The organism is Streptomyces oryzae, from assembly GCF_017676365.1.
Lineage (GTDB): Bacteria > Actinomycetota > Actinomycetes > Streptomycetales > Streptomycetaceae > Streptomyces > Streptomyces oryzae.
Window position 1 is genome coordinate 1 of sequence record NZ_JADKMA010000054.1, and the last position, 25,901, is coordinate 25,901.

At 70.7% G+C, this 25,901-nt stretch carries 19 protein-coding genes; 7 read left to right on the forward strand and 12 right to left on the reverse strand.

The genetic code is table 11. The features are described 5' to 3' along the window. Window positions 1-11: 11 nt before the first annotated feature. Complete coding sequence (locus ITI46_RS12880) at window positions 12-2,357, reverse strand: IucA/IucC family protein (protein WP_372451922.1); 2,346 nt, start codon at window positions 2,355-2,357, stop codon at window positions 12-14. Between the two features lie 292 nt (window positions 2,358-2,649). Between ITI46_RS12880 and ITI46_RS12885 the strand changes: the two genes are divergently transcribed. Beyond that, window positions 2,650-3,873: a trypsin-like serine peptidase gene (locus ITI46_RS12885; RefSeq protein WP_209239645.1), complete on the forward strand. Its 1,224-nt coding sequence runs from the start codon at window positions 2,650-2,652 to the stop codon at window positions 3,871-3,873. A gap of 69 nt (window positions 3,874-3,942) precedes the next feature. Beyond that, on the forward strand, window positions 3,943-5,145 hold the full coding sequence (locus tag ITI46_RS12890) for a trypsin-like serine peptidase (protein WP_209239646.1): 1,203 nt from the start codon (window positions 3,943-3,945) through the stop codon (window positions 5,143-5,145). Between the two features lie 152 nt (window positions 5,146-5,297). On the opposite strand, the gene hflX is transcribed toward ITI46_RS12890, so the two are convergent. The 6 genes from hflX to miaA all read right to left on the reverse strand — a co-directional run bounded on the left by hflX (window position 5,298) and on the right by miaA (window position 13,784). Then, entirely contained in the window at window positions 5,298-6,797 is a 1,500-nt protein-coding gene (gene hflX, locus ITI46_RS12895) for a GTPase HflX (protein WP_209239647.1), read from the reverse strand. 245 nt (window positions 6,798-7,042) lie between these two features. Continuing rightward, entirely contained in the window at window positions 7,043-8,632 is a 1,590-nt protein-coding gene (locus tag ITI46_RS12900; RefSeq protein ID WP_209239648.1) for a M1 family metallopeptidase, read from the reverse strand. A gap of 141 nt (window positions 8,633-8,773) precedes the next feature. After that, window positions 8,774-10,999: a RelA/SpoT family protein gene (locus ITI46_RS12905; protein WP_209239649.1), complete on the reverse strand. Its 2,226-nt coding sequence runs from the start codon at window positions 10,997-10,999 to the stop codon at window positions 8,774-8,776. 210 nt (window positions 11,000-11,209) lie between these two features. Then, window positions 11,210-12,091, reverse strand: coding sequence for a diaminopimelate epimerase (gene dapF, locus ITI46_RS12910; RefSeq protein WP_307808153.1), 882 nt, complete (start codon window positions 12,089-12,091; stop codon window positions 11,210-11,212). A gap of 97 nt (window positions 12,092-12,188) precedes the next feature. Then, complete coding sequence (locus ITI46_RS12915) at window positions 12,189-12,725, reverse strand: hypothetical protein (protein ID WP_209239651.1); 537 nt, start codon at window positions 12,723-12,725, stop codon at window positions 12,189-12,191. Between the two features lie 108 nt (window positions 12,726-12,833). After that, window positions 12,834-13,784: a tRNA (adenosine(37)-N6)-dimethylallyltransferase MiaA gene (gene miaA, locus ITI46_RS12920; RefSeq protein ID WP_209239670.1), complete on the reverse strand. Its 951-nt coding sequence runs from the start codon at window positions 13,782-13,784 to the stop codon at window positions 12,834-12,836. Window positions 13,785-13,992: 208 nt separating this feature from the next. Between miaA and ITI46_RS12925 the strand changes: the two genes are divergently transcribed. Both ITI46_RS12925 and ITI46_RS12930 read left to right on the forward strand, forming a co-directional pair. After that, entirely contained in the window at window positions 13,993-14,427 is a 435-nt protein-coding gene (locus ITI46_RS12925) for a hypothetical protein (RefSeq protein ID WP_209239652.1), read from the forward strand. Window positions 14,428-14,471: 44 nt separating this feature from the next. Continuing rightward, entirely contained in the window at window positions 14,472-14,798 is a 327-nt protein-coding gene (locus ITI46_RS12930) for an antitoxin (protein WP_209239653.1), read from the forward strand. A gap of 208 nt (window positions 14,799-15,006) precedes the next feature. On the opposite strand, the gene ITI46_RS12935 is transcribed toward ITI46_RS12930, so the two are convergent. From ITI46_RS12935 to ITI46_RS12945, 3 genes are all read right to left on the reverse strand, one after another. Then, complete coding sequence (locus ITI46_RS12935) at window positions 15,007-15,714, reverse strand: class III extradiol dioxygenase subunit B-like domain-containing protein (RefSeq protein WP_209239654.1); 708 nt, start codon at window positions 15,712-15,714, stop codon at window positions 15,007-15,009. A 134-nt stretch (window positions 15,715-15,848) separates the two neighbouring features. Continuing rightward, window positions 15,849-17,369, reverse strand: a complete 1,521-nt coding sequence (gene miaB / locus ITI46_RS12940; protein ID WP_209239655.1) for a tRNA (N6-isopentenyl adenosine(37)-C2)-methylthiotransferase MiaB — start codon at window positions 17,367-17,369, stop codon at window positions 15,849-15,851. A gap of 85 nt (window positions 17,370-17,454) precedes the next feature. Next, window positions 17,455-18,012: an ATP-binding protein gene (locus ITI46_RS12945; protein ID WP_307808154.1), complete on the reverse strand. Its 558-nt coding sequence runs from the start codon at window positions 18,010-18,012 to the stop codon at window positions 17,455-17,457. A 259-nt stretch (window positions 18,013-18,271) separates the two neighbouring features. On the opposite strand from ITI46_RS12945, the gene ITI46_RS12950 reads away from it, so the two are divergent. Then, complete coding sequence (locus ITI46_RS12950) at window positions 18,272-19,270, forward strand: TAXI family TRAP transporter solute-binding subunit (protein ID WP_209239671.1); 999 nt, start codon at window positions 18,272-18,274, stop codon at window positions 19,268-19,270. 150 nt (window positions 19,271-19,420) lie between these two features. Next, window positions 19,421-22,492, forward strand: coding sequence for an alpha-mannosidase (locus ITI46_RS12955; RefSeq protein ID WP_209239657.1), 3,072 nt, complete (start codon window positions 19,421-19,423; stop codon window positions 22,490-22,492). Here the strand turns inward: ITI46_RS12955 and ITI46_RS12960 are convergent. Continuing rightward, window positions 22,458-23,885, reverse strand: a complete 1,428-nt coding sequence (locus ITI46_RS12960) for a sensor histidine kinase (protein ID WP_209239658.1) — start codon at window positions 23,883-23,885, stop codon at window positions 22,458-22,460. The two genes, ITI46_RS12955 and ITI46_RS12960, sit on opposite strands and share 35 nt — an antisense overlap. Before the next feature lie 27 nt (window positions 23,886-23,912). Then, entirely contained in the window at window positions 23,913-24,641 is a 729-nt protein-coding gene (locus tag ITI46_RS12965; protein ID WP_209239659.1) for a response regulator transcription factor, read from the reverse strand. Between the two features lie 420 nt (window positions 24,642-25,061). Between ITI46_RS12965 and ITI46_RS12970 the strand changes: the two genes are divergently transcribed. Further along, window positions 25,062-25,847, forward strand: coding sequence for an amino acid ABC transporter ATP-binding protein (locus ITI46_RS12970; protein WP_209239660.1), 786 nt, complete (start codon window positions 25,062-25,064; stop codon window positions 25,845-25,847). The last annotated feature ends 54 nt before the right edge of the window (window positions 25,848-25,901 follow it).

The following is a 25,901-nucleotide window of genomic DNA, read 5'->3' on the forward strand; positions in this document are numbered from 1 at the left end:
GGGCCAGGGGTTCAGGGGGCGAGCGGATTGTCGAGGGTGACGTAGACGGACTGGGTGTCGACCGGGCCGACGAGTTCGTCCATGCCGTGCAGGCGGGTGAGGAGGTTTGCCTTGCAGCGCAGCGTCGGGGAGTCGAGCAGCAGGGCGGGCAGCGGTGAGGAGGGCTTATCGCGGGCGGCGCTCTGCAGGAAGCGCCGGAAAGCCGCGAGCAGCACCCGCTCGTCGGCGAGCTGCTGGGAGCCGAAGGCGCCGATGAGGCCCAGGACGTTGTTGATGCCCAAGTAGTAGGCGAAACGCTCGTCGGTGACCTCGTCGGCGACGAAGGTGTCGCTCGCCAGGCCCAGCTGCGCTCGGGGGAGCCGACTGCTGAGCGCGTCCCGGTACGAGGCACGGAAGTAGTAACCCTGGTTGTCCCGGTAACGCCCTCCCTGTGGCCAGCCATGTGCGTCCAGCAGTACGAGGGTGTTCTGCTGGTGTGCCTCCAGTGCGATGCCCCCGTGCGCGTCCAGCCAGAGGATGGGGCGTACGACCGCGTCCAGATACCGCAGGAACCACTCGGCGGCCACGGCCCCCAACTGCCGCCTGGAGCGCTGGGCCAGCGCATGGATGACGCGTGCGAGCCGGGAGCGCAGCAGAACGGGCGTGTCGGATCGGCCAGGCGGGCCGGAGGCATCGGACAGACCGGGCGGGCCTGGATCCGGCGCGCAGTGGCCGGGCGCGGAATTGCCGGGTGCCGAATTGCCGGGTGCGGCGGCGAAGGGCGGCTCCGTGCCGGCCGCGAGTGGAAGGGGTGCCGTCAGACCGGCGAGGCAGACGGCGTCCTCCTCTTCGCCGAAAGGGTTGTGCCTGATCACGGTGTCGAAGCCGGGCAGCCGCCCCTCGCCGGGTACGTCGACGCCGAGCCAGGCCGGATCCCGCACGATGTCGAAGCCCGGATGGGCGGCCCGCCAGGCGCGGCCCAGGTCTCCGCGGAGCAGCCGGTGCACCTCCACACCGCGCAGCAGTTCCTTGCGGAGGTTCTCACGGCGGGAGTTGGTGATGCGCAGCCCCACAGACAGTTTGAGCATTGCCGCGCTGCCGGGCCGGAAGACAGTGCGCACCGAGGACGTCGGGCTCCAGCGCTCCCCGCACTGCCCCAGATCGTGCAACAGCCCCGTGTCCAGCAGTGCGCGGACAGCGGGACTGTGCCGTACCTCCCTGGCCTGCCAGGGGTGCAGGGGCAGTGGTACGCACTCCTCGGGAAGGCGTCCGGCCAGTGCCTGCCCGCTCAGGCGCAGCGCGAGTTGGGTGACCGGGACGGGCTTGCCCCGGTCCGTCCACGCCGAGTCCCCCGCCAATGCTGAACGGTGGACGGCCATCCAGTGCAACGGAAAGCTGCCACGCAGCTCGGGCGAGTAGACGCTCTCTTCTGCGTCCGAGAACCCCTCGCGGCTCTTGGGGGTGGGGTGCAGTGGATGACCGAAAACCAGCGCCTGCTCCCCGTCGAGGAACGGGCTCGTGCCCGAAGGAGGCCGCGGGTGGTCACGGCGGTCGGCCAGAAAGCGGGCAGTGCGCTGTACGGAGTCGGCGACGCGTCCCACCAGTGCGGTGTTCTCCGCGGTGCTGCCCTCGTCCGCGCCGGCGTGGGCGGCGGCTTCGCTGCCAGCCGCGCCGAATCCGGCGGCCTCCTCGGCACTTCTGGCGGCGTGTTCGGCCTCACGGCCGATCAGTGCGGCGACCGCGACGGCTTGCAGTGGTGCGGCGAACCCGGGCGCTCCCTCCAGATGCGGCGGATCGAATCGGTGCCAGCCGACGGCCGACCAGTGCCGTACCGGTACCAGCAGTGCGGTGCCGCTGGCGGGCAGCGGGATACGGAGCACCCCGTTCTGGGGGCGCGCGGGCGCCGTCTCGCGCACCCAGCAGCGCAACAGGTTCTCCAGCGCTGCGGCGTCGGCAGCGACGTGCGGGTCCGGGTGCTCCAGTGGGTCGCAGCCCAGCAGGATTTCGCGGAACCGCTGTGGTTCGCTGTGCCCCCGCGATGTGCGGTGATCAGGGGGCCTGCAGACCTCGGGCGACTCGTGCCGCTCGGCGGGTTCACCGTCCGCCGGTGCGGCACGGTACTCGGCAACCGGTGCGGCATGGTGCCCGGCAGGTGTGCAGATATCGGGCGAACCGGTGTGCTCAGGGTGTTCCAGGACCTCTGCCGGTTCATGGGACTCCGAAGGTTTCCAGGCCGGCTGTGCCTGGCGCTGCTCCGGGGGTTCGCGGTGCTGCGTGGCGATGCGCCGCTCCTGTTGCGGCACCGTCGGTTCGATCAGGTCAGCGGGCCTCCGACGGGCCGGGTCCTTCGGCTCGTCGGCTCCGGAGCGCGCGGTCACTGAGGTCTCCTTGGCTGGTGTCGACTGGGCGCGCTGGGCAGCGAGCCACTGTCCCCCATAGGCCTCAACGAGGTGAACGACCCCGGATCACGGGCTCGTTGAAGATCCCTCTCCGGTTGCGGCGGAATACGGAGCAATCCGGGGGCGCGCTGCGACCGCGTGTGCGCTGGGGGAACCGCGGACCCTGGTGTGCCCGTCCCGAACACCACCGGGCATAGTGGGGGGCCGCCCCGCCCCGGCGAGGTGCATGACAAGTCAAAAGGCACGAGATCCATTCAGGGGGAGTTCAGCGATGCCATCGATAGCCAGGTCCGCGCGGCGCCGTCCGGCGCTGGCCGCGGCAGCGGTCGCCGCCGTGCTGGCGGTCACCGCTACGGCCTGCGGCCCGGAGGACGACAAGGCGGACGACAAGCCCAGCCCCGCTGCCTCCCAGGAGAAGAAGAGCCGGGACCTGAAGAAGGACCTGGGGCTCCCTGACGACCTCCCGAAGGATCTGCCGACGTCCCTGGACGACCTGGACGCCTGGAAGAAGGGCGCCTGGAAGAACTGGGACCGGGACAAGTGGGTGAAGGAGGCCAAGCACTTCTTCAACCCGATCATCCGCGACCTGTGGGACCCGGACCGGATGAAGGACGCGGACGGCAACGACCGCAAGGTCGACGACTCCGACATCGACGACAAGCCCAGCGGCGGCAGCAACGGCACCGGTGAGGACGAGGGCGTCACCGATCCGACACCGAAGGCGGTCAAGGCCGCGGCGGTCAAGACGCCGTACACCAAGGACGACCTGCCCGTCGGCAAGGTCTTCATGGACACCCCGAAGGGTGCCATGGTCTGCTCCGGCTCCGTCCTCAAGGACCCGCGCCACCCGGGCAAGTCCAACCTGGTCGCCACCGCAGGGCACTGTGTGCACGGCGGCGCGGGCAAGGGCTGGTACCGCAACGTGGTCTTCGTGCCCGACTACAACCCCAAGGGCATGTCCAACCAGCAGCTCGCGAAGGCAGCCAAGAGCGACGTCGCCCCCGACGGCATCTGGTGGGCCAAGCGCGCCCGTACGACCAAGCACTGGATCGACAACGGAGCCGAGCGCGGCGGCAAGGGCGCCCAGCAGGACTTCGCGGTTCTCCAGGTACAGCCCGAGAACAAGAGCTCCGGCCCGTCGCTGGAGGAGAAGGCAGGCGGCGCTGTCCAGCCCGCCTTCAACACTCCCCGGGTCAAGTCGATCAAGAGCCTCAGCGCCGTGGGCTACCCGGCGGCACCGCCCTTCGACGGCGCCAGGATGTACCGCTGCTCCGACAAGCCGGGCCGCCTCACGATCGACCCGGCGCAGCCCACCATGTACCGCATCGGCTGCACCATGACGGGCGGTTCGTCCGGCGGCCCCTGGCTCGACGCCTCCGGCACCCGGCTGCTCTCGGTGACCTCGATCGGCCCGATCACCGCCGACTGGCTGGCCGGCGCCCGCCTCGGCAAGGAGGCCAAGGCCGTCTTCGACGCGGTCAGCAAGGAGAGCTGAGCGCGGATGCGGGCCAAGTACCGTGCGGACGCGCGCTTCTCGTACGACTCATCAGGGGGACCTCGAACCATGTCACGTATACGCAGCACCGGACGCGGGCGTCCGGTCCTGGTCACGGCGGCGCTCGCCGCCACCCTCGCTCTGACCGCCACAGCCTGCACCGGCGACGACGACGGCAAGAAGAAGACGGACGCCAAGCCTGCCGCTTCCGAGGGTGCGCAGGACTCCGGTGGCGGCAAGGACCAGATCGGTATCCCCGACAAGCTGCCGAAGGACCTTCCCACGTCGATGAAGGACCTCGACAAGTGGAAGAACGGCGCCTGGAAGAACTGGGACAAGGACCAGTGGGTGCGTGAGGCCAAGGACTTCGTCAACCCCTACATCAAGGGCCACTGGGACCTGGGGCGGATGAAGAAGGCCGAGGACAACGAGAAGAAGGTCCCCAAGAACGTCGAGAGCACCTCAGGTGCCGCCAACACCGCGGAGCCGCGCCCGGTCAAGGCGGACGCCGTGAAGACGCCGTACACCCGGAACGCGGCTCCCGCGGGCAAGGTCTTCATGGACACCCCCGAGGGCCCGATGGTCTGCTCCGGCACGGTCATCAAGGACCCGCGCCACCCGGGCAAGTCCAACCTGGTCGCCACCGCAGGACACTGCGTCCACTCCGGCAGGAGCGGCGGCTGGCTGCGCAACATCACCTTCATCCCGGCCTTCAACGACAAGGGCCGCTCCATGCCGGCGGTCAACAGCGCCCCGCCGCAGGAGGTCGCTCCGTACGGCGAGTGGTGGGTGAAGTGGGCCCAGACCAGCAACTACTGGATCCAGAAGGGCGCCAAGTCCGGGGGCGGCGGCTCCCAGCAGGACTTCGCCGTGCTGCGCGTCGAGCCGGTGAACAAGTCCGGCAAGTCGCTGGAGGAGACCGTCGGCAACGCCATCAAGGTCAACTTCCACGCGCCCTCGTCGTCCCGGATCCGGGGCGTCAGCAACTACGGCTACCCTGCGGCACCGCCCTTCGACGGCGCCAGGATGTACTCCTGCACCGACCGCCCGGGCGCACTGACGATCGACCCGTCGCAGCCCGCGCTGTACCGCATCGGCTGCACCATGACCGGTGGTTCCTCGGGCGGCGCCTGGCTGATCAAGGGCGCGGGCGGCAAGCCCGAGCTGATCTCCGTCAACTCGATCGGCCCGCACCCGGCCACCTGGCTCGCCGGACCGCGACTGGGCCCGACGGCCAAGGCGGTCTTCGACGCCGCCAGCCAGAAGGGCTGACGGGCACACCGCAGCGACGCTGACAAAGGGTCCGTCCCTCCCGGTCTCCGGGAGGGACGGACCCTTTGTGCGGTTGCCTTGTTTGCAGTTGACTTGCCTGCTGTTGCACTGGCCGCGGCTGCCCTGGAGGGGTTCCGGCGGCCGTCCGTGGCCTACGGCTGGGCGGCCAGCGGCTGGAAAGCCCGCAGTTCGGCGGCGAGTTCCTCGTGCACCCGGGCCTTGAGCAAGGTGCCCTGTTCGAGGTGTTCCTCGGAAAGGACCTCGCCCTGGCTGTGCACCCTGGAGACCAGCTTGCCCTCGGTGTAGGGAAGCAGTACCTCCAGCTCGACGGAGGGGCGCGGCAGCTCGTTGTCGATCAGCTCCCGCAGCTGTTCGACGCCCTGCCCGGTGCGGGCGGAGACGACCAGTGCGTGCTTCTCGCTCCGCAGCAGCCGCTGCAGGACCAGCGGGTCGGCCGCGTCCGCCTTGTTGACCACCACGATCTCGGGCACATCGGCGGCGCCCACATCGCGGATGACCTCGCGCACGGCGGCGAGCTGCTCCTCCGGTGCGGGATGCGCGCCGTCCACCACGTGGAGGATCAGGTCGGCGTCACCGACCTCCTCCATGGTGGAACGGAACGCCTCCACCAGGTGGTGCGGAAGGTGCCGCACGAAGCCGACGGTGTCGGCCAGCGTGTAAGCCCTGCCGCTGGGGGTCTCGGCCTTGCGCACGGTCGGGTCCAGGGTGGCGAACAGCGCGTTCTCCACCAGGACGCCCGCCCCTGTGAGCCGGTTGAGCAGCGAGGACTTGCCCGCGTTGGTGTATCCGGCGATCGCGACCGAGGGCACCTTGTTGCGCCTGCGGTCCTGCCGCTGCACCTCGCGGCCGGTCTTCATCTCCGCGATTTCCCGGCGCATCTTCGCCATCTTCTCGCGGATCCGCCGCCGGTCCGTCTCGATCTTGGTCTCACCGGGACCACGGGTCGCCATCCCGCCGCCCGCCGAACCGGAGCCACCGCCACCCATCTGCCGGGAGAGCGACTGGCCCCAGCCGCGCAGCCTGGGGAGCATGTAGTTCATCTGTGCCAGCGACACCTGAGCCTTGCCCTCACGGGACTTGGCGTGCTGCGCGAAGATGTCGAGGATCAGGGCCGTGCGGTCGACGACCTTGACCTTGACGACGTCCTCGAGATGAATGAGCTGGCCAGGTGTCAGCTCACCGTCGCACACGACAGTGTCCGCACCCGTCTCCAGGACGATGTCCCGCAGCTCGGCGGCCTTGCCGGAGCCGATGTAGGTGGCAGCGTCGGGCTTGTCGCGGCGCTGGATGACACCGTCGAGTACCACAGCCCCTGCCGTCTCGGCGAGGGCCGCCAGCTCCGCGAGGGAGTTCTCGGCGTCGTCCGCCGTACCGGAGGTCCAGACGCCGACCAGCACGACGCGCTCCAGGCGCAGCTGCCGGTACTCAACCTCTGTGACGTCCTCCAGCTCGGTGGAGAGACCGGCCACTCGCCGCAGCGCCGCCCGGTCGGAGCGGTCGAGCTGATCACCGTCACGGTTCTCGTCGAACGTGTGACTAAGAGCGACGTCCTCTTCCATCAGGGCGCCGGCTCGGCGGTTCGTCTTGGCGAGGCGCTGGCCGTTCTGTGGAAGGGAAGAGGAGTGGGTCAAGTGGATCCTTAAGGTCGAGGGAAGCTTACGTACCGCACAACGCCCGGACTGCGGGGAAGATTCCCCCGGCTCCGGGCCAGGTCCCTGCGGACCACGGCTCCGGTGCCGCCGGGCCGCGCGGCCACAAGGATGGTCGCACGGCGCAGCGACGCCGTCACCCGTATTTGCCGTCACTCCCGGGTCGCCAGGGCGCCCCTTGGGGGACGTTTCCGGCAGCCGCCACCGCACCGGGACTCAGGGACGGACTACGGACGGTGACCGCTTTCGACCGACCGGGCCGCGCTCGGTCCCGCCTTGCCCGGCCGGCTCGTGGCCTGCTTCTTCTGGGTCCAGTCCGGGTGTCCCGGCATGGGAGGGGTGGTCTTGCCGTAGAGCCACTTCTTCAGGAAGGCGCTCTGGTCCTTACCGGAGATCTCACTCGCCAGGGCGATGAAGTCGGCGGTGGTGGCGCTGGAGTCGCGGTAGCGGCGCGGCCAGGCGCGCTCCAGCCGGGCGAATGCCTCCTTGCCGATCCGCTCACGCAGCGCGTAGAGCACGACAGCGGAGCCGTTGTAGACGATAGGGCTGAACAACTGGATCTTCCCGCTCTTCCGGGCGGGGAGCAGCGCGGCAGGAGGCCCGTAGCGCTTCCGCCAGGCGTCGGACTGCTCGTACGAGGCGCGCGCCCGCTCCTCCACGGAGAAGCCGCCTCGCTCGGCGGCGTAGGCCCACTCGTACCAGCTCGCGTGGCCCTCGTTCAGCCAGAGGTCGGTCCACCGGCGCGGGGAGACGCTGTCGCCGTACCACTGGTGCGCCAATTCGTGCACCATCAGTGACTCCCTGTACCAGTCCGGGTACTTACGGGAGGTGAGCAGTTCGCTCTCGAAGAGCGAGAGTGTCTGCGTCTCCAGCTCGAAGCCAGTGGCCACTTCGGCGGCCAGCAGCCCGTAGTTCTCGAACGGGTACTCCCCCGCACGCCGCTCCATCCAGGCGATCTGGCGGGACGTCTCGTTCAGTGCGGGCTCCAGTGCCTCGCGCTTCCCGACCGGCACGACGTGGCGCAGCGGCAGCCCATGGGGGCCCGTCGAGCGCACGACAGTGGAGCGGCCGATCGACACCTGGGCCAGCTCGGTGGCCATGGGGTGGCCCATCCGGTAGGTCCAGACGGTGTCCTTCCCCGCGCGGGACCGCCCGGCCGGAAGCCCGCCCGCCACGGCGGTCAGCCCGCGCGGCGCCCGCACCCTGAAGGTGAACATGGCCTTGTCCGCCGGGTGGTCGTTGGCGGGGAACACGCGGTGCGCCGCATCGGCCTGGTTGGCCATCGCCAGACCGTCCTTGGTTCGTACCCAGCCGCCGTTCTTGATGGTGGGATCGCTGGTGTGCCGGACTTCGACGTGCAGCCAGGCGCCGTCCCGCAGCCGGTTCCGCGGGGTGACCACCAGATCCTCGCCCACTCGCGCGTGCTCGGCAGGCTGTCCGTTGACCTCGACGGAGCGGACGTCGCCGCCCGCGAAGTCCAGATTGAACCGCTCCATGGGTCCGGCGGTGACCCGCGCGTCGATGACGGTCCTGGCGGTCAGCGGCTTGCTGTTGTCACCGCTGTAGTCGAACGAGAGGTCGTACGCACGCACGTCGTACCCGGGGTTGCCCAGGTGCGGGAAGAGGTGGTCGCCGATACCGGCGGCCCGGGGCGCGGGGAGCGCGGCGCCGACCAGGGCGAGGGCCGTGACGGAGACCGTACCGGCGATCGCTCCGCGCCGTCCGGCGCGTGAGCGGGGAGAGCCGGTGTACGTGCGGGAGAGGGCGGTGCCCGAGCGGAGGAAGGCGGTGCGGGCTGCGAGGGCTGTGAGGGCCATGGGTCATCGCTACCAGCGGCTACGGCCGGCGGTGACCCCGTCCTGGCTCGTCCACCCGAAAGGGGACGTGCGGCGCCTCCGCCCGCTCGGCACCAGTACCCCACCGAGCTGACAGCCGCTCGGTTCCAAGTGGACGGTCCGTCAGTTCGGCGCGGTCTGACGGACGGAGCGGGTGACGTCGTAGACGCCCGGTACACGGCGCATGGCGCGCATCAGCGCGGGCAGCCCAGCAGCGTCGGGGAGTTGGAGGGTGTAGGTGTGCCGCACCCGCTGCTCGCGCGGCGGTTCGACATCGGCCGATACGACAGCGGCCCCCTGGGCCGCGATGGTCTCGGTGAGGTCGGCCAGCAGATGGGGCCGTCCGAACGCCTCGGCCCGCAGCGTGACCCGGCATCCGGCCTCCCCCTGCTCCCAGCGCACCGGCAGGGTGAGCCGCCCGGCAGACGCCATCCGGGCCACCGACCGGCAGCTGTCGCGGTGCACGGTGACGGCGCCGCCCCGCACCGGGAACCCGGTGACCGCATCCGTCGGCACGGGGGTGCAGCAGCGGGCCAGCCGAACGGGGGTGCCGGGGTGGCCGGGCACCACGGGGATGTTCTCCGCGTACTCCTCGTACCCCCGGTGCCCCTCGTGTCCCTTGCGGCCCTCGTGCTCCGCCGGCTCCGCCTGCCGCTCCTCACGCCGTCCGTACCCGGGCTGCTCCTGCCGCCGCCCGTGCACCGGCCGCTCCTGACGCCGTCCGTTCCGTGGCTGCTCCTGGCACCGGCCGTTCCGTGGCTGCTCCTGACGCTCGTGCGCGGCGAGCCACTCCCGGATGGCCAGCCGCGCGGCGGGCGTGCGAACGTGGTGCAGCCACTCCGGGGAGGGCCCCGAAGGGCTGCCGTGGCTGGACTCCAGGAAGAGCTGAAGCGCATCCCCGTCCCGCAGCACTGTGGTGAGCGCCGCCAGCCGACCGTTGACGCGGGCGCCGATGCACCGGTGAGCCGCCTCCCCCAGCCGCGCGTAGGCGGCGTCCACACATGTCGCACCGGCAGGCAGCGGCAGTGCGCCACCGGCTGAACGCTCAGCTCCGGGAACGGCGCAGTAGACGGTGATTTCCAGGTCCTGCGCCAGTTCGTCGCGCAGCTCCTGCCAGAAGGTGTTCGGGTCGGGCGCGTGGCTCTGCCATTCCAGCAGCCGGGAGAGCCACCCTGGGCGGGTCGGATCGGTCCGTTCCCCGGCCCCGTCAGCGGTCCCCCCCAAGGCGCCTCCCTCCGCCGTGTCAGGGGCCGTCTCCGCTGCCGCGTGCGGGTCGCCGAGCGCGATGACGCCGGTCTCGGCCACCTGATGCATCCGGCGGGTGCGGACCAGGACCTCCGCGACCCTGCCCTCCTCGTCGGCGATCGCGGTGTGCAGCGACTGGTAGAGGTTGAACTTGGGCGCTGCGATGAAGTCCTTGAACTCGGAGACGAGGGGGGCGAAACAGGTGTGCAACTCTCCCAGCACCGCGTAGCAGTCCGCGTCCTCGTCCACGAGGACCAGCAGCCGGGCGAAGTCGCAGTCGCCCAGCTGGCCGCGTTTGAGCCGCAGCCGGTGGACGGAGAGGGTGTGCCGGGGGCGGATGAGCACCTGCGCCGTGATCCCGGCCTCGCGCAGCGTACGGCGCACCTGGGCGGCAACCCCGGTCAGCGGGTCCGGGCGCGAGTTGTGCTCCCGGATCAACTCACGCGTTCTGCTGTGCTCTTCCGGATGGAGGATCGCGAAGACCAGGTCCTCCAGTTCACTCTTGAGCGCCTGGATGCCGAGCCGTTCGGCCAGCGGGATCAGCACATCCCGCGTCACTTTGGCGATCCGGACCTGTTTCTCACGCCGCATCACCCCAAGGGTGCGCATGTTGTGCAGCCGGTCGGCAAGCTTGATCGACATGACCCGTACGTCGTTGCCGGTGGCGACGAGCATCTTGCGGAACGTCTCCGGCTCCGCTGCCGAACCGTAGTCGACCTTCTCCAGCTTGGTGACGCCGTCGACGAGATAGCAGACCTGGTCCCCGAACTCGCGTCGTACCTGCTCCAGCGTCACCGCCGTGTCCTCGACGGTGTCGTGCAGCAGTGAGGCGGTCAACGTCGTGGTCTCCGCGCCCAGCTGGGCCAGCAGCAGGGTGACCGCCAGGGGGTGGGTGATGTAGGGCTCGCCGCTCTTGCGCATCTGCCCCCGGTGCGAGGATTCGGCCAGCATGTATGCCTTGCGCAGCGGTCGCAGATCGGCCCCCGGATGGTGCGCCCTGTGCACCTTCGCGACGTGCTCGATGGCGTCCGGCAGAGAGTCTCGTGGCGTGGCGCCCAGCAGTGCCACTCTGCTCAGTTTCCGCAGACCGCGCACCGCGCTCATGGGCACCTCCCGCTCCTGCGCACCCCGGGCCGGGGGTGTGATGGTACCGACCCCATCACGTGCCGCCGACCAGCTCCTGTCGAGCGTGAGGTGGATCACCCCATCGTGCGACGCCGGGGCGGCGCCCGGGCCCAGGAACAGCGCAGAGCGGAACCGCTGAATCGCTCACTGTTGCACCCAAATCGCTTACTTGTTGCAACCCAGGAGGGCTCAGGAGAGCAGCGTCGGCTCGATGCTGCCTTCCGCGACGATCTCGGCGGGGCCTGTCATCTCGATCTCGCCGTCGGCCCGCTCGGTGATCTCAAGTCGGCCGCCCGGCACATCCACGGTGTAGGTCACCGCGGTACCGTCCCTGCGCGGATCAGTTCCGTCCCTGCGCGCTGCCGCGACCATCACGGCGCAGGCGCCGGTGCCGCAGGACCGGGTCTCCCCCGCGCCCCGCTCATGCACTCGCAGCGCCACGTGCCGGGGTCCCCGCGAGACGACGAACTCGACGTTGACGCCCTCCGGGTACGCGGTGGCGGGCCGCACCTCGGGCGCGTCCAGCAGTCGGCCCGCGTCCGCCAGGTCGGAGACGAACGCGACAGCGTGCGGGTTGCCCATGTCGACCTTGCGGACCGGCCAGGTGTGCTCCGCGACGCTGACGGTGATCTCGCCCCCCGTCCCGTCCGGCTCGGTCACCCGGGCCGCGCCCATGGCGATGGTGATGTCACCGCCGTCCTTGGCGATGTGGGCCTGGCGCACGCCCGCCCGGGTCGCGATGGCGAGATCGCCCGGCCCGGCCAGCCCCGCACGCTCCAGATAGCGCGCGAAGACCCGGGCCCCGTTGCCGCACATCTCCGCGACGGAACCGTCGCTGTTGCGGTAGTCCATGAACCACTCGGCCTCGGCGGCCATGTGCTTCGCCTCGGGGTGCGCCGCCGAGCGGACGACCCGGAGCACACCGTCGCCACCGATTCCCGCCCTCCGGTCGCACAGGCGCGCCACTGTGCCCGGCGACAGGTCGAGCAGCCCGTCCGGGTCCGGGATGATCACGAAGTCGTTCTCTGTGCCGTGGCCCTTGAGGAACGGCACGCCTGCTGTGCTGGTCACGCTGTCGATCGTACGGGAGCTCGGGGCGCACTCCGGACGCGGGCGAGCCCCGGCGGCGCAGCAGCACGCCGAGTACGGATGTGGGCCGGCCCGCTGCTCAGCGCAGCCGGGCGACCCGCCAGACGGCCAGGACCACGAGCGTGCACACCACGACGGCATAGATCAGGACCACCCGCCAGTCGGGGCGCTTGCCGGATCCGCGTGCGGGGAGCCCCGGCCAGGTGTGCCCCACCCGGCGGGCCGCCATCACGCCCCAGCCCGCCGCACAGCCGCACAGCAGGAGCCCGAGCATCGACACCACAGCTCCGGAGCTGCCACCGGGCTCGAAGGCGAGCGGGAAGGCGAACATCAGCGAGCCGAGGGCGCCGAGCACCACGATGGGCGCGAGCTGCCACAGGCGCAGCTTGCGCTGCGGGCGCAGCTCGTGCGGCTCGACCGGGGGCCCCGGCTCCGGCTCCTCCGCGGAGGGCTCCTCCGGCGGCTCGCGGTCCGACGACGGCTCACGCCCCGGCAGCGGTCCGTGATCGAGGGACTGCTCAGGGTCCGACAAGGGCTCGTGGCCCACCGGCTGCTCGCGGTCCGGCAGCGGCTCGACATCCGCTGGTGAGGAGTTGTCCCGAGGGCTGGCCTCCATTGCCACGCGCCCTCCCAACTCCGGCTTCACAGCACCCGACGATGGTCGATGATGGCACGCCGGGGGTGACGGGACGGTCGCTCAGGGCTTCCCGATGCCATCACGTGATCAGGCTGTAACCGCCCTTGTGAGCAACGCCAGCGCGGCCCCCGGCAGTTCCCCCCTGTCCGCCACCGCTCCGCTGAGCCAGTTCACTCGTGGATCGCGGCGGAACCAGGAGTCCTGACGGCGCGCGAAGCGCTTGGTCGCGCGGATCGTCTCCACGCGCGCCTCCTCGAGGGTGCACTCGCCCGCCAGTGCCGAGAGGACCTGCTGGTATCCGAGGGCGCGCGAGGCCGTGCGCCCTTCCCGCAGTCCGTGCCGCTCCAGCTCGCGCACCTCGTCCACCAACCCGGCCCCCCACATCCGGTCGACCCGGCGGGCGATCCGCTCGTCCAGCTCGGGCCGGGCCACGTCCACGCCGATCTGCACGGTGTCGTAGACGGCCTCGTGTCCCGGCAGGTTCGCGGTGAAGGGCCGCCCGGTGATCTCGATGACCTCCAGGGCTCGCACGATGCGGCGCCCGTTGCTGGGCAGGATGGCGCGGGCGGCCTCCGGGTCGGCCGTGGCCAGCCGTGTGTGCAGCGCGCCGGGGCCGTGTTCGGCCAGCTCCGCCTCCAGCCGGGCGCGCACCTCAGGGTCGGTGCCGGGAAACTCCATCGCGTCCAGTGCCCCGCGCACATACAGCCCCGAGCCCCCGACCAGCACGGGTACGCGCCCCTGGGCGCGCAGCCTGTCGATCTCGGCGCGGGCCAGCCGCTGGTACTCCGCGACGCTCGCGGTGACGGTGACATCCCAGATGTCCAGGAGGTGGTGTGGCACGCCCTGCCGCTCCTCGACGGTCAGCTTCGCGGTGCCGATGTCCATGCCGCGGTAGAGCTGCATCGAGTCCGCGTTTATGACCTCGCCGCCCAGCTCGCGGGCGAGAAAGACACCCAGATCGGATTTGCCGGCCGCCGTAGGACCCACGACGGCCACGACCGGCGGGGAGTGCGGAGAGAGCGGGGAGTCCGGCGGGATGGGCGGGGAGGCGGCGTCGGAATTCACGGGTCAAGTCTCGCAAACCCGCTCCAGGCTCCTCGAACGAGCGACGTGACGGAGCGCTCCTGGGGTCGTTGCCCGTTGCGAGGTTCCGACAGCCGGTTTCACACCGGTGCCCCGGGGCGGCGCAATGGGACGCTCCGCAAGGCGCGGGATTTCGCCCACACGAGTAAGATCTGGAGTAGATATGGGCGTTTTTGCGAAGCTTCTCCGTCGTTCGTCCAGCACGTCAACACAGGGCAGCCAGGAGGCCACTCCCGCGGAGGAAACCGGCGCGGAGGAGCGCTCCGCCGAGCCGGGTACAGGTACAGGCTCCGCACAGCCGGAGGCGGATGCCGGGGCACCGGGCCAGGGGGGAGCGCAGAACCGGGACGGTGACTCCTCCAGGGAGAGCCCGTCGCCTGCCGAGGCCGAAGCCCCGGCAGATCCGAGCGACACGGCTGGTACGGCGGAGGTCGCCGAGGTGGAGGAGGCGGCTGACGCCGGCGAGGCCGGTTCCGGCACCAGCACCGGCGACACCGGCACCGACACCAGCGCAGGCGAGGCAAGCGTCGGCATTCCCAAGCAGCCGTCCGCCGACCAGGCCGCCGACAGCGAGACAGGCGAGAACGCCCGCAAGTAGGCCGCGCGGCGAGGCCCGCACGGCGTGGCAGAAAGGTGACCGCGATGGGCTTCATGGACAAGGTCAAAGGCATGCTCGGCCAGCACGGCGACAAGGTTCAGCAGGGCGTGGACAAAGCCGCGAAGTTCGCGGACTCCAAGACCAAGGGCAAGTACAGCGACAAGATCGATTCCGGTGCCCGTAAGGCCAAGGAGACGACCCAGCGACTCACCGACGAAGGCCGCGGCGAAGGCGGCTCGGGCAGCGGCCCGACCGGCGGCGGCCCCACCGGGGGCGACAGCGGCTCCGGCCCGAGCGGCAGTTCCGGCCCGGCCGGCGGCGGTTCCGGCCCCACCGGCAGCGGAGGCGGTACCTCCGGGTCCGGGTCCTGAGCCCGGAGGAGCGCTGAACCGCGCTCCTCTGAGGCGGCGCGTACCTCTGAGGCGGCTTGTCACTGACCAGCTTTCCGGCGCTTAGCGGGGGTGTCCGGTGTGCATCAGCACCGCACACCCCCGCTGCCGTTTCTGCACGCCTGTTGTGCGTACTCCTCCTGTGCGCCTGCTGTGCGCGCACCGCGCGTACGTCAGCAGGCACGCGCCGTTATGACCAGCTGGCGACCATATAGCCGACCCCATAGGGCGCCTCGTCGTACAGCAGCCGGCCCGCCAGATCGGCGCCCTGGGCGGCGCCGGCGAGCGTCTGCCAGGAAGAGCGTCCGGCGGCCTTCAGCTCGTACGCCAGCTCCTCGTCCAGCGCGAGCAGTGCCGCGTTGTCGGCGTCGCCCAGCGCGCGAGCTGCCTCCGCGTCGAACGCGGCGGCCCGCTCGTCGAAGTAGCCGGGCGCCTTGAGCGTGCGGCAGTTGCTGCCGTCGCCCATCACCAGCAGCGCCACCCGGTCCGCACGCGCCGCCAGCTCGCGGCCGGCCTCCTCGCAGCGGGCCCGCGCGAGCGGTTCTCCGATGCCCAGCCCTTCGACCGGGCAGCAGGTCCAGTCCGTACGCTCCAGCAGCCACGCGCCGACCGCCAGCGACGGAGGCAGCTCACGCCGGGCGGGCTCCCCCTTGCCGAGGCTCACTTCGAGGGGGACGCCGAAGCCGGCGAACGATCCGCGCGCGCCCTGCGGGTGCGGTCCGCGGCCGGACGGTTCGGCAGGGCCGAGCACATACAGCTGGTCGGGTCGGGCCGCCGCCAGGACACCGAGGGCGTCGTAGCAGGCGGCGCGCGCGGCGTCCATCTCGGGAGCGGCGCCGCCCGCGACCTCGGGTACGAGCAGCGGGGGGCAGGGACATACGGCTGCGGCGACAAGCATGGCGCGCAGCTTAAGTGCCGTACGCAGCACTTCCCACCCTGCCCGCGCCGTGACTCACCCGAGCGTGCGAGATCGGCTGAATCCCAGGACATGGGCGCGCCCGACGGCCTACGCGCCGTCGGCCGCGCCGGGCGTCAGCCCAGGCCGCAGCCGCCCGTGGCAGCCGGCAGCGGGTCCGGGGCGCCCACGGTGGGCAGTCCGAGCATGACGCCCTTGCCCTGTTGCTGCTCCTGCGGCGCCTGTGTGCGCCGCTCCCAGGCGTCGCCGGCGCGGGTGCGGCGTACGGCCTTGGCGGGGCCTTCGGCGAGCAGGTGGTGCGGCGCGGCGTAGGTGATGTCGACAGTCACGACGTCACCGGGGCGCACCGGCTCCTGGGGGCGGGTGAAGTGCACCAGTCGGTTGTCGGGAGCGCGTCCCGACAGTCGCTGGGTGGCGTCGTCCTTGCGGCCCTCGCCCTCGGCGACCATCAGCTCCAGCGTGCGGCCGACCTGCTTCTTGTTCTCCTCCCAGGAAATCTCCTCCTGGAGGGCGACCAGGCGCTCGTAGCGCTCCTGGACCACCTCCTTGGGGATCTGGTCGGGCATCTCGGCCGCTGGTGTGCCGGGGCGCTTGCTGTACTGGAAGGTGAATGCCTGCGCGAACCGGGCCTCGCGCACCACGTGCAGCGTCTCGGCGAAGTCCTCCTCGGTCTCCCCGGGGAAGCCGACGATGATGTCGGTCGTCAGCGCGGCGTCGGGGATGGCGGCGCGGACCTTCTCGATGATCCCGAGGAAGCGCTCCTGACGGTAGGAACGGCGCATCGCCTTGAGGACGCGCGAGGAGCCCGACTGCAGCGGCATGTGCAGCTGCGGCATCACATTGGGCGTCTCGGCCATGGCGGCGATCACGTCGTCGGTGAAGTCGCGGGGGTGCGGAGAGGTGAAGCGGACGCGCTCCAGCCCCTCGATACGGCCACAGGCGCGCAGCAGCTTGCTGAAGGCTTCCCGGTCGCCGATGTCCGAGCCGTAGGCGTTGACGTTCTGGCCGAGCAGGGTGATCTCGCTGACGCCCTCGTCGACCAGTGCCTCGATCTCGGCGAGGATGTCGCCGGGACGGCGGTCCTTCTCCTTGCCGCGCAGCTGCGGAACGATGCAGAAGGTGCAGGTGTTGTTGCAGCCCACGGAGACCGACACCCATGCCGCGTAAGCGCTCTCGCGGCGCGTGGGCAGGGTCGAGGGGAACGCCTCCAGGGACTCGGCGATCTCGACCTGCGCCTCGTTCTGCAGGCGCGCGCGCTCCAGCAGTACGGGCAGCTTGCCGACGTTGTGGGTGCCGAAGACGACGTCCACCCAGGGCGCCTTCTTGACGATGGTGTCCCGGTCCTTCTGGGCAAGACAGCCGCCGACCGCGATCTGCATGCCGGGGCGCGCGGCCTTCTTGGGGGCGAGCTGGCCGAGGTTGCCGTAGAGCCGGTTGTCGGCGTTCTCGCGTACGGCACAGGTGTTGAAGACGACGACGTCGGCGGCGTCGGTCCCCTGGGGCGCGCGGACATAGCCTGCGTCCTCCAACAGGCCCGCCATCCGCTCGGAGTCATGGACGTTCATCTGGCACCCGAAGGTGCGCACCTCGTACGTCCCCTTGACGTCCACTGCCTGACTCCGGTCGCTACTGCTCATGCGACAAGGGTAGGCGTTCTCGCCGGTGGTCCGGCCGTCCGGGCGGGCGCCCGGCAGCGCCACCGGTGCACTGTGACGCACATCACTACGCGGGGCGTTCGGCGGGGAGTTCGCGGGGCAGCCGCAGGGTCGCCCAGACGGCGTTGCCGTCGGTGACAGTAGAGGTCCGCACTCCCCAGTCGGCGGCGAGCGCGGCCACGATGCACAGGCCGCGGCCGCTCTCGTCGGCGGCCTCGCTGTTCTTCAACTCCGGCCTGTCGTCACCTTCCGCGTGGTCGTGCACCTCGATGCGCAGCAGTGCGGCGGTGGGGGTCTCCCGGACGGACAGGGTGGCGCGGCAGACGAGCTCGGCTTCGGGCAGGCAGCGGGTGTGCACAACGGCGTTCGTGGTCAGCTCGGAGAGCAGCAGTACGGCGTCGTCCACCGCCTCGGCGGATATCTCCGGCTCCTGCCGTTCCTTCAGCCACGAGGTGAAGGCGACGCGCGCCCGCGCGATGTACTGCTCCCGCGCCGGGAAGCGCAGCTGCCAGCTGGGGTCTTCCGCGTATCTGGCCGGCGCCGCCGGCTGCGGGGCACCGTCGGACGCCGGAGACGCTGTCGTGGGGGCTGCTGCGGGATCCCTGCGAGCGGGGGCGGCGTACACGTGGAGGCGCCTTCCGTCGAGCTGGTCCCGGCCCCGCGGAAGGGCCGTGACGCGCGTGGTCTGACCGTCACTATGGCCCCATGCAGTTCCACTCAGCAAGCGACAGTGTGAAATTTGCAGTTCGCGAATCGGCGAGTTCGCACTCGGCGAGTCCTCCCGGTGCCGGCGCCGGGTGACACGCACCACTCCCCTCGTGGCCGAGGTGCTGGCAGTATCGCCTTCCATGGCCAGCCTGCGTCCGCGAACGGTGTCCCGTCCGATGCGCCGCCCGGGCGGACTCAGCACCGGTCGGCGACGCATCGTGTGGGCGACGGCTGCGGTGCTCGTGGTGTGCGGGGTGCTGGTGTGGTGGCTGCGGCCGTCCCCTTCCCCTTCGCCGAGTGGAAAGATCACCTTCGCCACCGGGGTGTCAACGGGTGTGTACGAGCGCTACGGCACCCTGTTCAAGCAACGGCTGGCCCGGGACCTGCCACGGGTCGACATGACGCTGCAGCACAGTCAGGGTTCGGTCCAGAACCTGGCGCGGCTCGCCTCCGGGCAGGCGGACTTCACCATCACCGCCTCCGACGCCCTGGCCACCTACCGGGCGAACGGCGGCAAGGGCGCCTCCCACATCCGGGCATGCGCGCGGCTGTACGACGACTACATGCAACTGGTCGTCCCCAGGGACTCGCCGGTCGACAGCGCCAAGGACCTCAAGGGGCTGCGCGTGGGGGTGGGGGAGAAACGCTCGGGGGTCGCGCTGGTGACCGAGCGACTGCTGAAGGCCGCGGGGCTGGACATGGAGCACGATGTGCACCCGGTGCGCAAAGGCATCGACACGATGCCCAAGCTGCTGTCTGAGGGGAAGCTGGACGCCTTCTTCTGGTCGGGCGGCCTGCCGACCGGCGCCATCGAGCGCCTGGCGGAACGGACGGACATCCGTCTGGTGCAGCTCGGCGATCTGCTGCCCCGGCTGCACGAACAGCGCCCGGACACGCGCTACTACCGCGCGGCTGTGATGGCCCCCGACGCCTACCCCACTGTGCAGCGCGGCCGGTCCGTGAAGACCGTGGCCATCGCCAACATTCTGGTGACCATGGATCGCACGGATCCCGAACTGACGGAGGGCATCACCCGTTCCGTCATCAAGAGCAGGGACCAGATCGGGCGTGAGGTGCACGCAGCCCAGAAGGTGGACCTGCGCACGGCCATCTACACCGATCCCGTGCCACTGCACGAGGGAGCACGCCGCTACTACCGCTCGGCAAAGCCGTGAGGGGAACATCCTCCTGAGAGGGGCATCGTCCTGAGAGGACACCGTTCTGAAGGGGGCGTTGCCTGATGGGAACGATGTCCTCAACCGCACGTCCCCCTGAACGGAACGTCGCTGCCGACGCAAGGCCCCGACCCCACGAGGAGCCGATCGATGCATGACGACCGCCGCACCGTCGAGGACCGGCTGCGCCGCGTGCTGGACGAGCGCGTACGACCCGCTGTTCACACCTGCGCGCTGCCCCTGACTATCGAGCGCTGGGAGGCGCCAGGAGAGCCCGTACCGGTCGCGGAGGGCATCTCGGCGCCCTACGGTCCGGCCGCGGTGGGCGACGCATGGGGGCCTGCCTGGGGCACCACCTGGTTCCGGGTGACAGGGCAGGTGCCGCACGCGTGGGCCGGCCGCACGGTGGAGGCCGTGCTGGACCTGGGCTTCGAGCGGGACATGCCGGGCTTCCAGTGCGAGGGGCTCGTCCACCGCGCGGACGGCGAGGCGGTCAAAGGGCTGCACCCGCGCAACTCCTGGGTACGGCTGGTGGATTCGGCCGTGGGCGGCGAAGAGATCGAGCTGTACATCGAGGCGGCGTCCAATCCGGTGGTCAACACACCGCAGACACCGACCTACCAGGGCGATGTGCTCACCGCCGACAGCGCCCCGCTGTACCGGCTGGCGCGGATGGATCTGGCGGTCTTCGAGCCGCAGGTGTGGGAGCTTGCGCTGGACCTGGAGGTGGCGGGCTCGCTGATGCGTGAGCTGCCGCTGGAGGACGCCCGCCGCTGGGAGCTGCTGCGCGCGCTGGAGCGGGCGCTGGACGTCCTGGATCCGGCCGATGTGCCCGGTAGCGCCTCCCGAGCCCGTGAGGCGCTCACAGCCGCTCTGACGGCTCCGGCGCGGGCCTCGGCGCACCGGGTCAGCGCGGTGGGCCATGCGCACATCGACTCGGCGTGGCTGTGGCCGCTGCGCGAGACGGTGCGGAAGGTGGCGCGTACCGCCTCCAACATGGTGGCGCTGATGGACGACCACCCCGAGTTCGTCTTCGCCATGTCGCAGGCCCAGCAGTTCGCCTGGATCAAGGAGCACCGGCCCGAGGTGTACGCCAGGGTCAAGGAGAAGGTCGCCGAGGGCCGGTTCGTGCCGGTGGGCGGCATGTGGGTGGAGTCGGACACCAACATGGTGGGCGGCGAGGCCATGGCGCGGCAGCTCAGCTACGGCAAGAGGTTCTTCCTGGAGGAGTTCGGAATCGAGACGGAGGAGGTGTGGCTGCCTGACTCCTTCGGCTACACGGCGGCCCTGCCGCAGCTGGTGAAGCTGTCGGGCTCCACTTGGTTCCTCACCCAGAAGATCTCCTGGAGCAGCACCAATCCCTTTCCGCACCACACCTTCTGGTGGGAGGGCATCGACGGGACGCGGGTCTTCACGCACTTCCCGCCGGTCGACACCTACAACTCGACGCTCAGCGGCGAGGAACTGGCGCATGCGGCGCGCAACTTCCGGGAGAAGGGCGCCGCCTCGCGCTCCCTCGTACCGTTCGGCTACGGCGACGGCGGGGGCGGCGCGACCCGCGAGATGCTGGCCCGCGCCGCACGGCTGCGCGATCTGGACGGCTCGCCGCGGGTGTCCGTGGAGAAGCCCGCGGCGTTCTTCGAGAAGGCGCGGCAGGAGTATCCGCACGCGCCGGTGTGGCAGGGCGAGCTGTATCTGGAGCTGCACCGGGGGACGTACACCTCCCAGGCCAAGACCAAACAGGGCAACAGGCGAGCGGAGTCGCTGTTGCGCGAGGCCGAGCTGTGGGCGGCGACCGCTGCGGTGCGCAGCAGCAGTTACGCGTATCCCTACGAGCGGCTGGAGCAGCTGTGGAAGACGGTGCTGCTGCACCAGTTCCATGACATCCTCCCGGGCTCCTCCATCGCCTGGGTGCACAGGGAGGCCCGGCAGACGTACGAAAGGGTCACCCAGGAGCTGACGGAGATCGTCGAGGGGGCGCAGCAGTCCCTCGCCGGGCGCGGGGACCGGGAACTCGTCTTCAACGGCTCACCGCACGCCCGCGCGGGGGTGGCGGCAGGCGGTGCCCGACCGGCCGTCGAGCGCCGGCAGTTCGGCGCTGAACAGCGCGACGGGGCGGTCACCGTGGCCGAGCGGGCGGGCGGCGGCTGGACGCTGGACAACGGGCTGGTGCGCGTCGAGGTGGACGGCCGGGGCCTGGTCGTCTCGGCCTACGACCAGCGCGCCGGGCGGGAGGCGGTCGCACCGGGACAGGCGGCCAATCTCCTCCAGCTGCACCCCGACCTGCCCAACCACTGGGACGCCTGGGACATCGACGCGTTCTACCGGCACACCGGCACCGATCTGACACACGCCGACGAGCTGACCATCGCCCAGGCCGACGGAAACAGTGCCACTGTCCGGGCGGCCCGGTCCTTCGGCCGGTCGGCTGTGGTGCAGACGGTGACCCTGTGCGCGGGCAGCGCTGTTCTCCTCATGGAGGCGGAAGTCGACTGGCACGAGAGCGAGAAGCTGCTCAAGGCGGCGTTCCCGCTGGATGTGAAGGCCGACAGGTCGGCTGCCGAGACGCAGTTCGGGCACGTCTTCCGGCCGACCCACACCAACACCTCCTGGGAGGCGGCGAAGTTCGAGATCTGTGCGCACCGCTGGCTGCACGTGGAGGAGCCGGGCTGGGGCGCCGCGCTGGTCAACGACTCGACGTACGGGCACGACGTCACACGGGACATCCGCGAGGACGGCGGCCAGACCACCACTGTCCGGCTCTCACTGCTGCGCGCACCCCGCTATCCGGACCCGGAGACCGACCAGGGGCGACACCGGCTGCGCTATGGACTGGTGCCCGGCGCCACCCTCCAGGATGCGGTGCGTGAGGGCCACTGGATCAACCTGCCCGAGCGGACCGTGCCGGGCGACGGCAGCTCCGTCACACCACTGGTCGCCCTGGAAGGCGACCAGGGCGACCAGATCGTCGCCGAGACGGTGAAACTCGCGGACGACCGCAGTGGCGATGTCGTCGTCCGCCTCTACGAGTCACTGGGCGGCCGGGCGAGTGCACTACTGGCGCCCGGTTTCCCCGTCACCTCGGTGACGGAGACGGACCTGCTGGAGCGACCGCTGTCCACCCCACAGGCCCACCACACGGTGGAGGACGGCGGCGTGCGGGTGACGCTGCGGCCCTTCCAGATCCTCACTCTGCGTCTGGGGCGTTCCGGGGAACGGTGATCAGGACTCGCAGTCCCTGCGGCTCGTTGTGCGCGAAGGACAGCTTCGCGCCGCCCCCGGAGAGCAGGGCACGGGTGATGGACAGGCCGAGCCCCGAGCCGGAGACGTTCTGGTGGCGGCCGCTGCGCCAGAAGCGGTCGCCCACCCGCTCCAGCTCCTCGTCGGTCAGCCCGGGGCCGCCGTCGGCCGTCTCCACCGTCACGGCGTCGCCCTCCGCACGCACTGTGACGGTGACCGTGCCGCCTTCCGGGGTGAACTTCACGGCGTTGTCGACAACGGCGTCCAGCGCGCTGGAGAGCGCGACCGGATCGGCCCACCCGGTCGCGGCCGACTGCCCGGCCGACGTCAGCTCCACGCCCTTCTGCTCGGCACTGGGCCGCCAGGCGGCGACGCGTTCGGCCGCGATCTCGGCGACATCGGTCAGCTGGACCTGCGCGGTGCCGGAGTGTTCGGCCAGCGCCAGGTCGAGCAGGTCGTCCAGCACCCGGGCAAGACGCTTGCCCTCGGCACGTACGGAGGCCATTTCCTCGTTGCCGTCCGGCAGCTCCAGTGCGAGAAGTTCGATGCGCAGCAGTAGCGCGGAGAGCGGGTTGCGCAGCTGGTGGGAGGCGTCGGCGACAAAGGCGCGCTGCTGCTCCAGCGCGCTCTCCACGTTGCCCGCCATCTCGTTGAAGGAGTGCGCCAGCCTGCGCAGCTCGGGAGGGCCCACCGAGTCGACGACGCGGGAGGTGAGCTTTCCGGTGGCGATCTCGTGCGCCGCCCGGTCCAGGGTCCGTACGGGCTTGAGCACCCACCCGGTCAGCCGCAGCGCTGCACCGAGGGCGAGCAGCATCGCGGCGGCCTCGCCGGCGGCGATGGCCAGCCAGCCGCGCAGGATCCGGGAGCGCATCGGCCCGGTGGGCGAGTCGGTCAGCACCACGGCGGCCACATCGCCGTCCCGGATGACGGGCGAGGCGACAGCGATACGGCCGTCGCTCTGCCAGGGCCACACCTGGGGCGGGTCGTGGCTGCGGCGTCCGGCCAGTGCCTCGGCGAAGGCCCTTGCACCCTCCGGGCGGCCCTGCTGTCCGGTCCCCTGGCCGTCTCCGGGGACGCGCCAGTCGGCGGGAGAGGCGGCCATGGTGCGGCCGTCGCGGTAGAAGACGCCCGCGCGGATGCCGTAGAGACCGTGGTAGCGGTTCAGCTCGTGCTGAAGGGTGGCCCGGCGCTCGTCGGGCTGGCTGGTGGAGGTGACGAACTGGGCGAGCGACGCGAAGCGCGCGGTGTCGTCGATCCTGTCGACCACCACCCGCTGCTGTTCGGCCTGCGCCTGGCTCAGCGCCAGCGGGAAGCCCAGCGCTAGCAGGATCCCGGCCAGCAGGATGATCAGGAGCGGGAGGAGGCGGGTGCGCACGTTGTCGGTCCGGTCGGTCCTGGCCGGTCAGTCGCCCTGGGCGGCCATGCGGTAGCCCACCCCGCGCACCGTCTCGATGAGTGCCGGCCGCTGGAGCTTGGAGCGCAGGGAGGCGACGTGCACCTCAAGGGTGCGCCCGGTCCCCTCCCAGCTGGTCCGCCACACCTCGCTGATGATCTGCTCGCGCCGGAAGACGACGCCGGGACGCTGGGCCAGCAGCGCCAGCAGGTCGAACTCCTTACGGGTCAGCGGCACCACAGCGCCGTCCACGCTGACCTGCCGGGTGGCCAGCTCGATGGTCACGGCGCCCAGCCGCAGCGTGCCGGCGCCGTCCGGGCGCTGCGCCGTGGACGCCCGCTCGCCGGCCACGGGGGCGTCCTCGCCTCCCGTACGGCGGCTGACGGCGTGGATTCGGGCCAGCAGCTCACCCATGTCGTACGGCTTGACCACATAGTCGTCCGCGCCGAGGTTGAGGCCGTGTATCCGGGACCGGACGTCGGCGCGCGCGGTCACCATGATCACCGGGGTGGAGCTGGTGCGGCGGATACGGCCGCATACCTCGAAGCCGTCCTGGTCGGGCAGGCCGAGATCGAGCAGCACGACGGCGAAGCCGGGCCCCTCCTGGCCGCCGACCAGCAGTTCGTCGAGCGCCTCGGCACCGCTGCGCACATGGGTGACCTCGAAGCCGTGCCGCGCCAGCACAGCCGAGAGCGCCGCGGCGACACGGTCGTCGTCCTCGACGAGCAGCAGTCTCACCCGACATCCTCCTGTTGTCCCACCGCCTCCGGCGAACGATCCGACAGTGCATCCACGCCGATCGACGCAGGTGAGTCAAGGGGTCTCCGGTACCGCGCCAGCATCCGTTATACAGCCGGTACGACGACCGTCATACAGCCGTGCGCCGTCAGCCGTACGCCCAGGGCGACAACCGGTGCCCCAGCCGTCACGCGCCGGTACGGCGAGCGTCCGTGCGGCCGGATGCCGGAGCCTGCGCCGGCCCGGCCGCCGGGGTCTGCGCGAGCCGGAGAGCCGCCTGTCAGGCCCCCACTGCGCTCTTTACCCAGTGTGCCGTGCCGCAGCCGGATCGTTATGCTCAATTTCAGCTCAGATGTAATGACGGTCACGGCAACCGCTCATTAAGGTCCTCGCAACCGACGAGGACGGAGCTAGACGTCGATGAGCGAAGTATCGGTGACCAAGGACGCAGGCGGTCCCGAGTCCGCGACCGACAAGCTGGTCGTGCTGGACAACATCAACAAGCACTTCGGTGCGCTGCACGTCCTCCAGGACATCGACCTGACGATCGCCCGCGGCGAGGTCGTGGTCGTCATCGGCCCCTCGGGGTCCGGCAAGTCCACGCTGTGCCGCACCATCAACCGGCTGGAGACGGTCGACTCGGGCAGCATCACGATCGACGGCAGGCCGCTGCCCGCAGAGGGCAAGGAACTGGCGAAGCACCGGGCCGACGTCGGCATGGTCTTCCAGTCCTTCAACCTCTTCGCGCACAAGACGGTGCTGGAGAACGTCACGCTGGGCCAGATCAAGGTCCGCAAGGCGGACAAGCAGGCGGCCGAGGAGAAGGCCCGCGCACTGCTCGACCGGGTCGGCGTCGGCAACCAGGCCGACAAGTACCCCGCGCAGCTCTCCGGCGGCCAGCAGCAGCGCGTCGCGATCGCCCGGGCACTGGCGATGGATCCGAAGGTGATGCTCTTCGACGAGCCGACCTCGGCCCTCGACCCCGAGATGATCAACGAGGTTCTGGAGGTCATGCAGCAGCTGGCCCGGGACGGAATGACCATGGTCGTCGTCACGCACGAGATGGGCTTCGCACGGTCGGCCGCGAACCGGGTGGTCTTCATGGCGGACGGCCGGATCGTGGAGGAGGCCACTCCCGAGCAGTTCTTCAGCAACCCGCGCAGCGACCGTGCCAAGGACTTCCTCTCGAAGATCCTGCACCACTGAGCCTCAACCACTCGAGCCTCAACCGCTCGAACCTTCACCGCTCGAGCCCGCACC

What these genes read in the sequence shown, in the direction of transcription:
- ITI46_RS12885 (WP_209239645.1), top strand. Translation starts at nt 2,650, where the DNA reads ATGCCATCGATAGCCAGGTCCGCGCGGCGCCGTCCGGCGCTGGCCGCG.
- ITI46_RS12890 (WP_209239646.1), top strand. Translation starts at nt 3,943, where the DNA reads ATGTCACGTATACGCAGCACCGGACGCGGGCGTCCGGTCCTGGTCACG.
- ITI46_RS12900 (WP_209239648.1), bottom strand. Translation starts at nt 8,632, where the DNA reads ATGGCCCTCACAGCCCTCGCAGCCCGCACCGCCTTCCTCCGCTCGGGC.
- ITI46_RS12905 (WP_209239649.1), bottom strand. Translation starts at nt 10,999, where the DNA reads ATGAGCGCGGTGCGCGGTCTGCGGAAACTGAGCAGAGTGGCACTGCTG.
- ITI46_RS12915 (WP_209239651.1), bottom strand. Translation starts at nt 12,725, where the DNA reads ATGGAGGCCAGCCCTCGGGACAACTCCTCACCAGCGGATGTCGAGCCG.
- ITI46_RS12925 (WP_209239652.1), top strand. Translation starts at nt 13,993, where the DNA reads ATGGGCGTTTTTGCGAAGCTTCTCCGTCGTTCGTCCAGCACGTCAACA.
- ITI46_RS12930 (WP_209239653.1), top strand. Translation starts at nt 14,472, where the DNA reads ATGGGCTTCATGGACAAGGTCAAAGGCATGCTCGGCCAGCACGGCGAC.
- ITI46_RS12935 (WP_209239654.1), bottom strand. Translation starts at nt 15,714, where the DNA reads ATGCTTGTCGCCGCAGCCGTATGTCCCTGCCCCCCGCTGCTCGTACCC.
- miaB (WP_209239655.1), bottom strand. Translation starts at nt 17,369, where the DNA reads ATGAGCAGTAGCGACCGGAGTCAGGCAGTGGACGTCAAGGGGACGTAC.
- ITI46_RS12950 (WP_209239671.1), top strand. Translation starts at nt 18,272, where the DNA reads ATGCGCCGCCCGGGCGGACTCAGCACCGGTCGGCGACGCATCGTGTGG.
- ITI46_RS12955 (WP_209239657.1), top strand. Translation starts at nt 19,421, where the DNA reads ATGCATGACGACCGCCGCACCGTCGAGGACCGGCTGCGCCGCGTGCTG.
- ITI46_RS12970 (WP_209239660.1), top strand. Translation starts at nt 25,062, where the DNA reads ATGAGCGAAGTATCGGTGACCAAGGACGCAGGCGGTCCCGAGTCCGCG.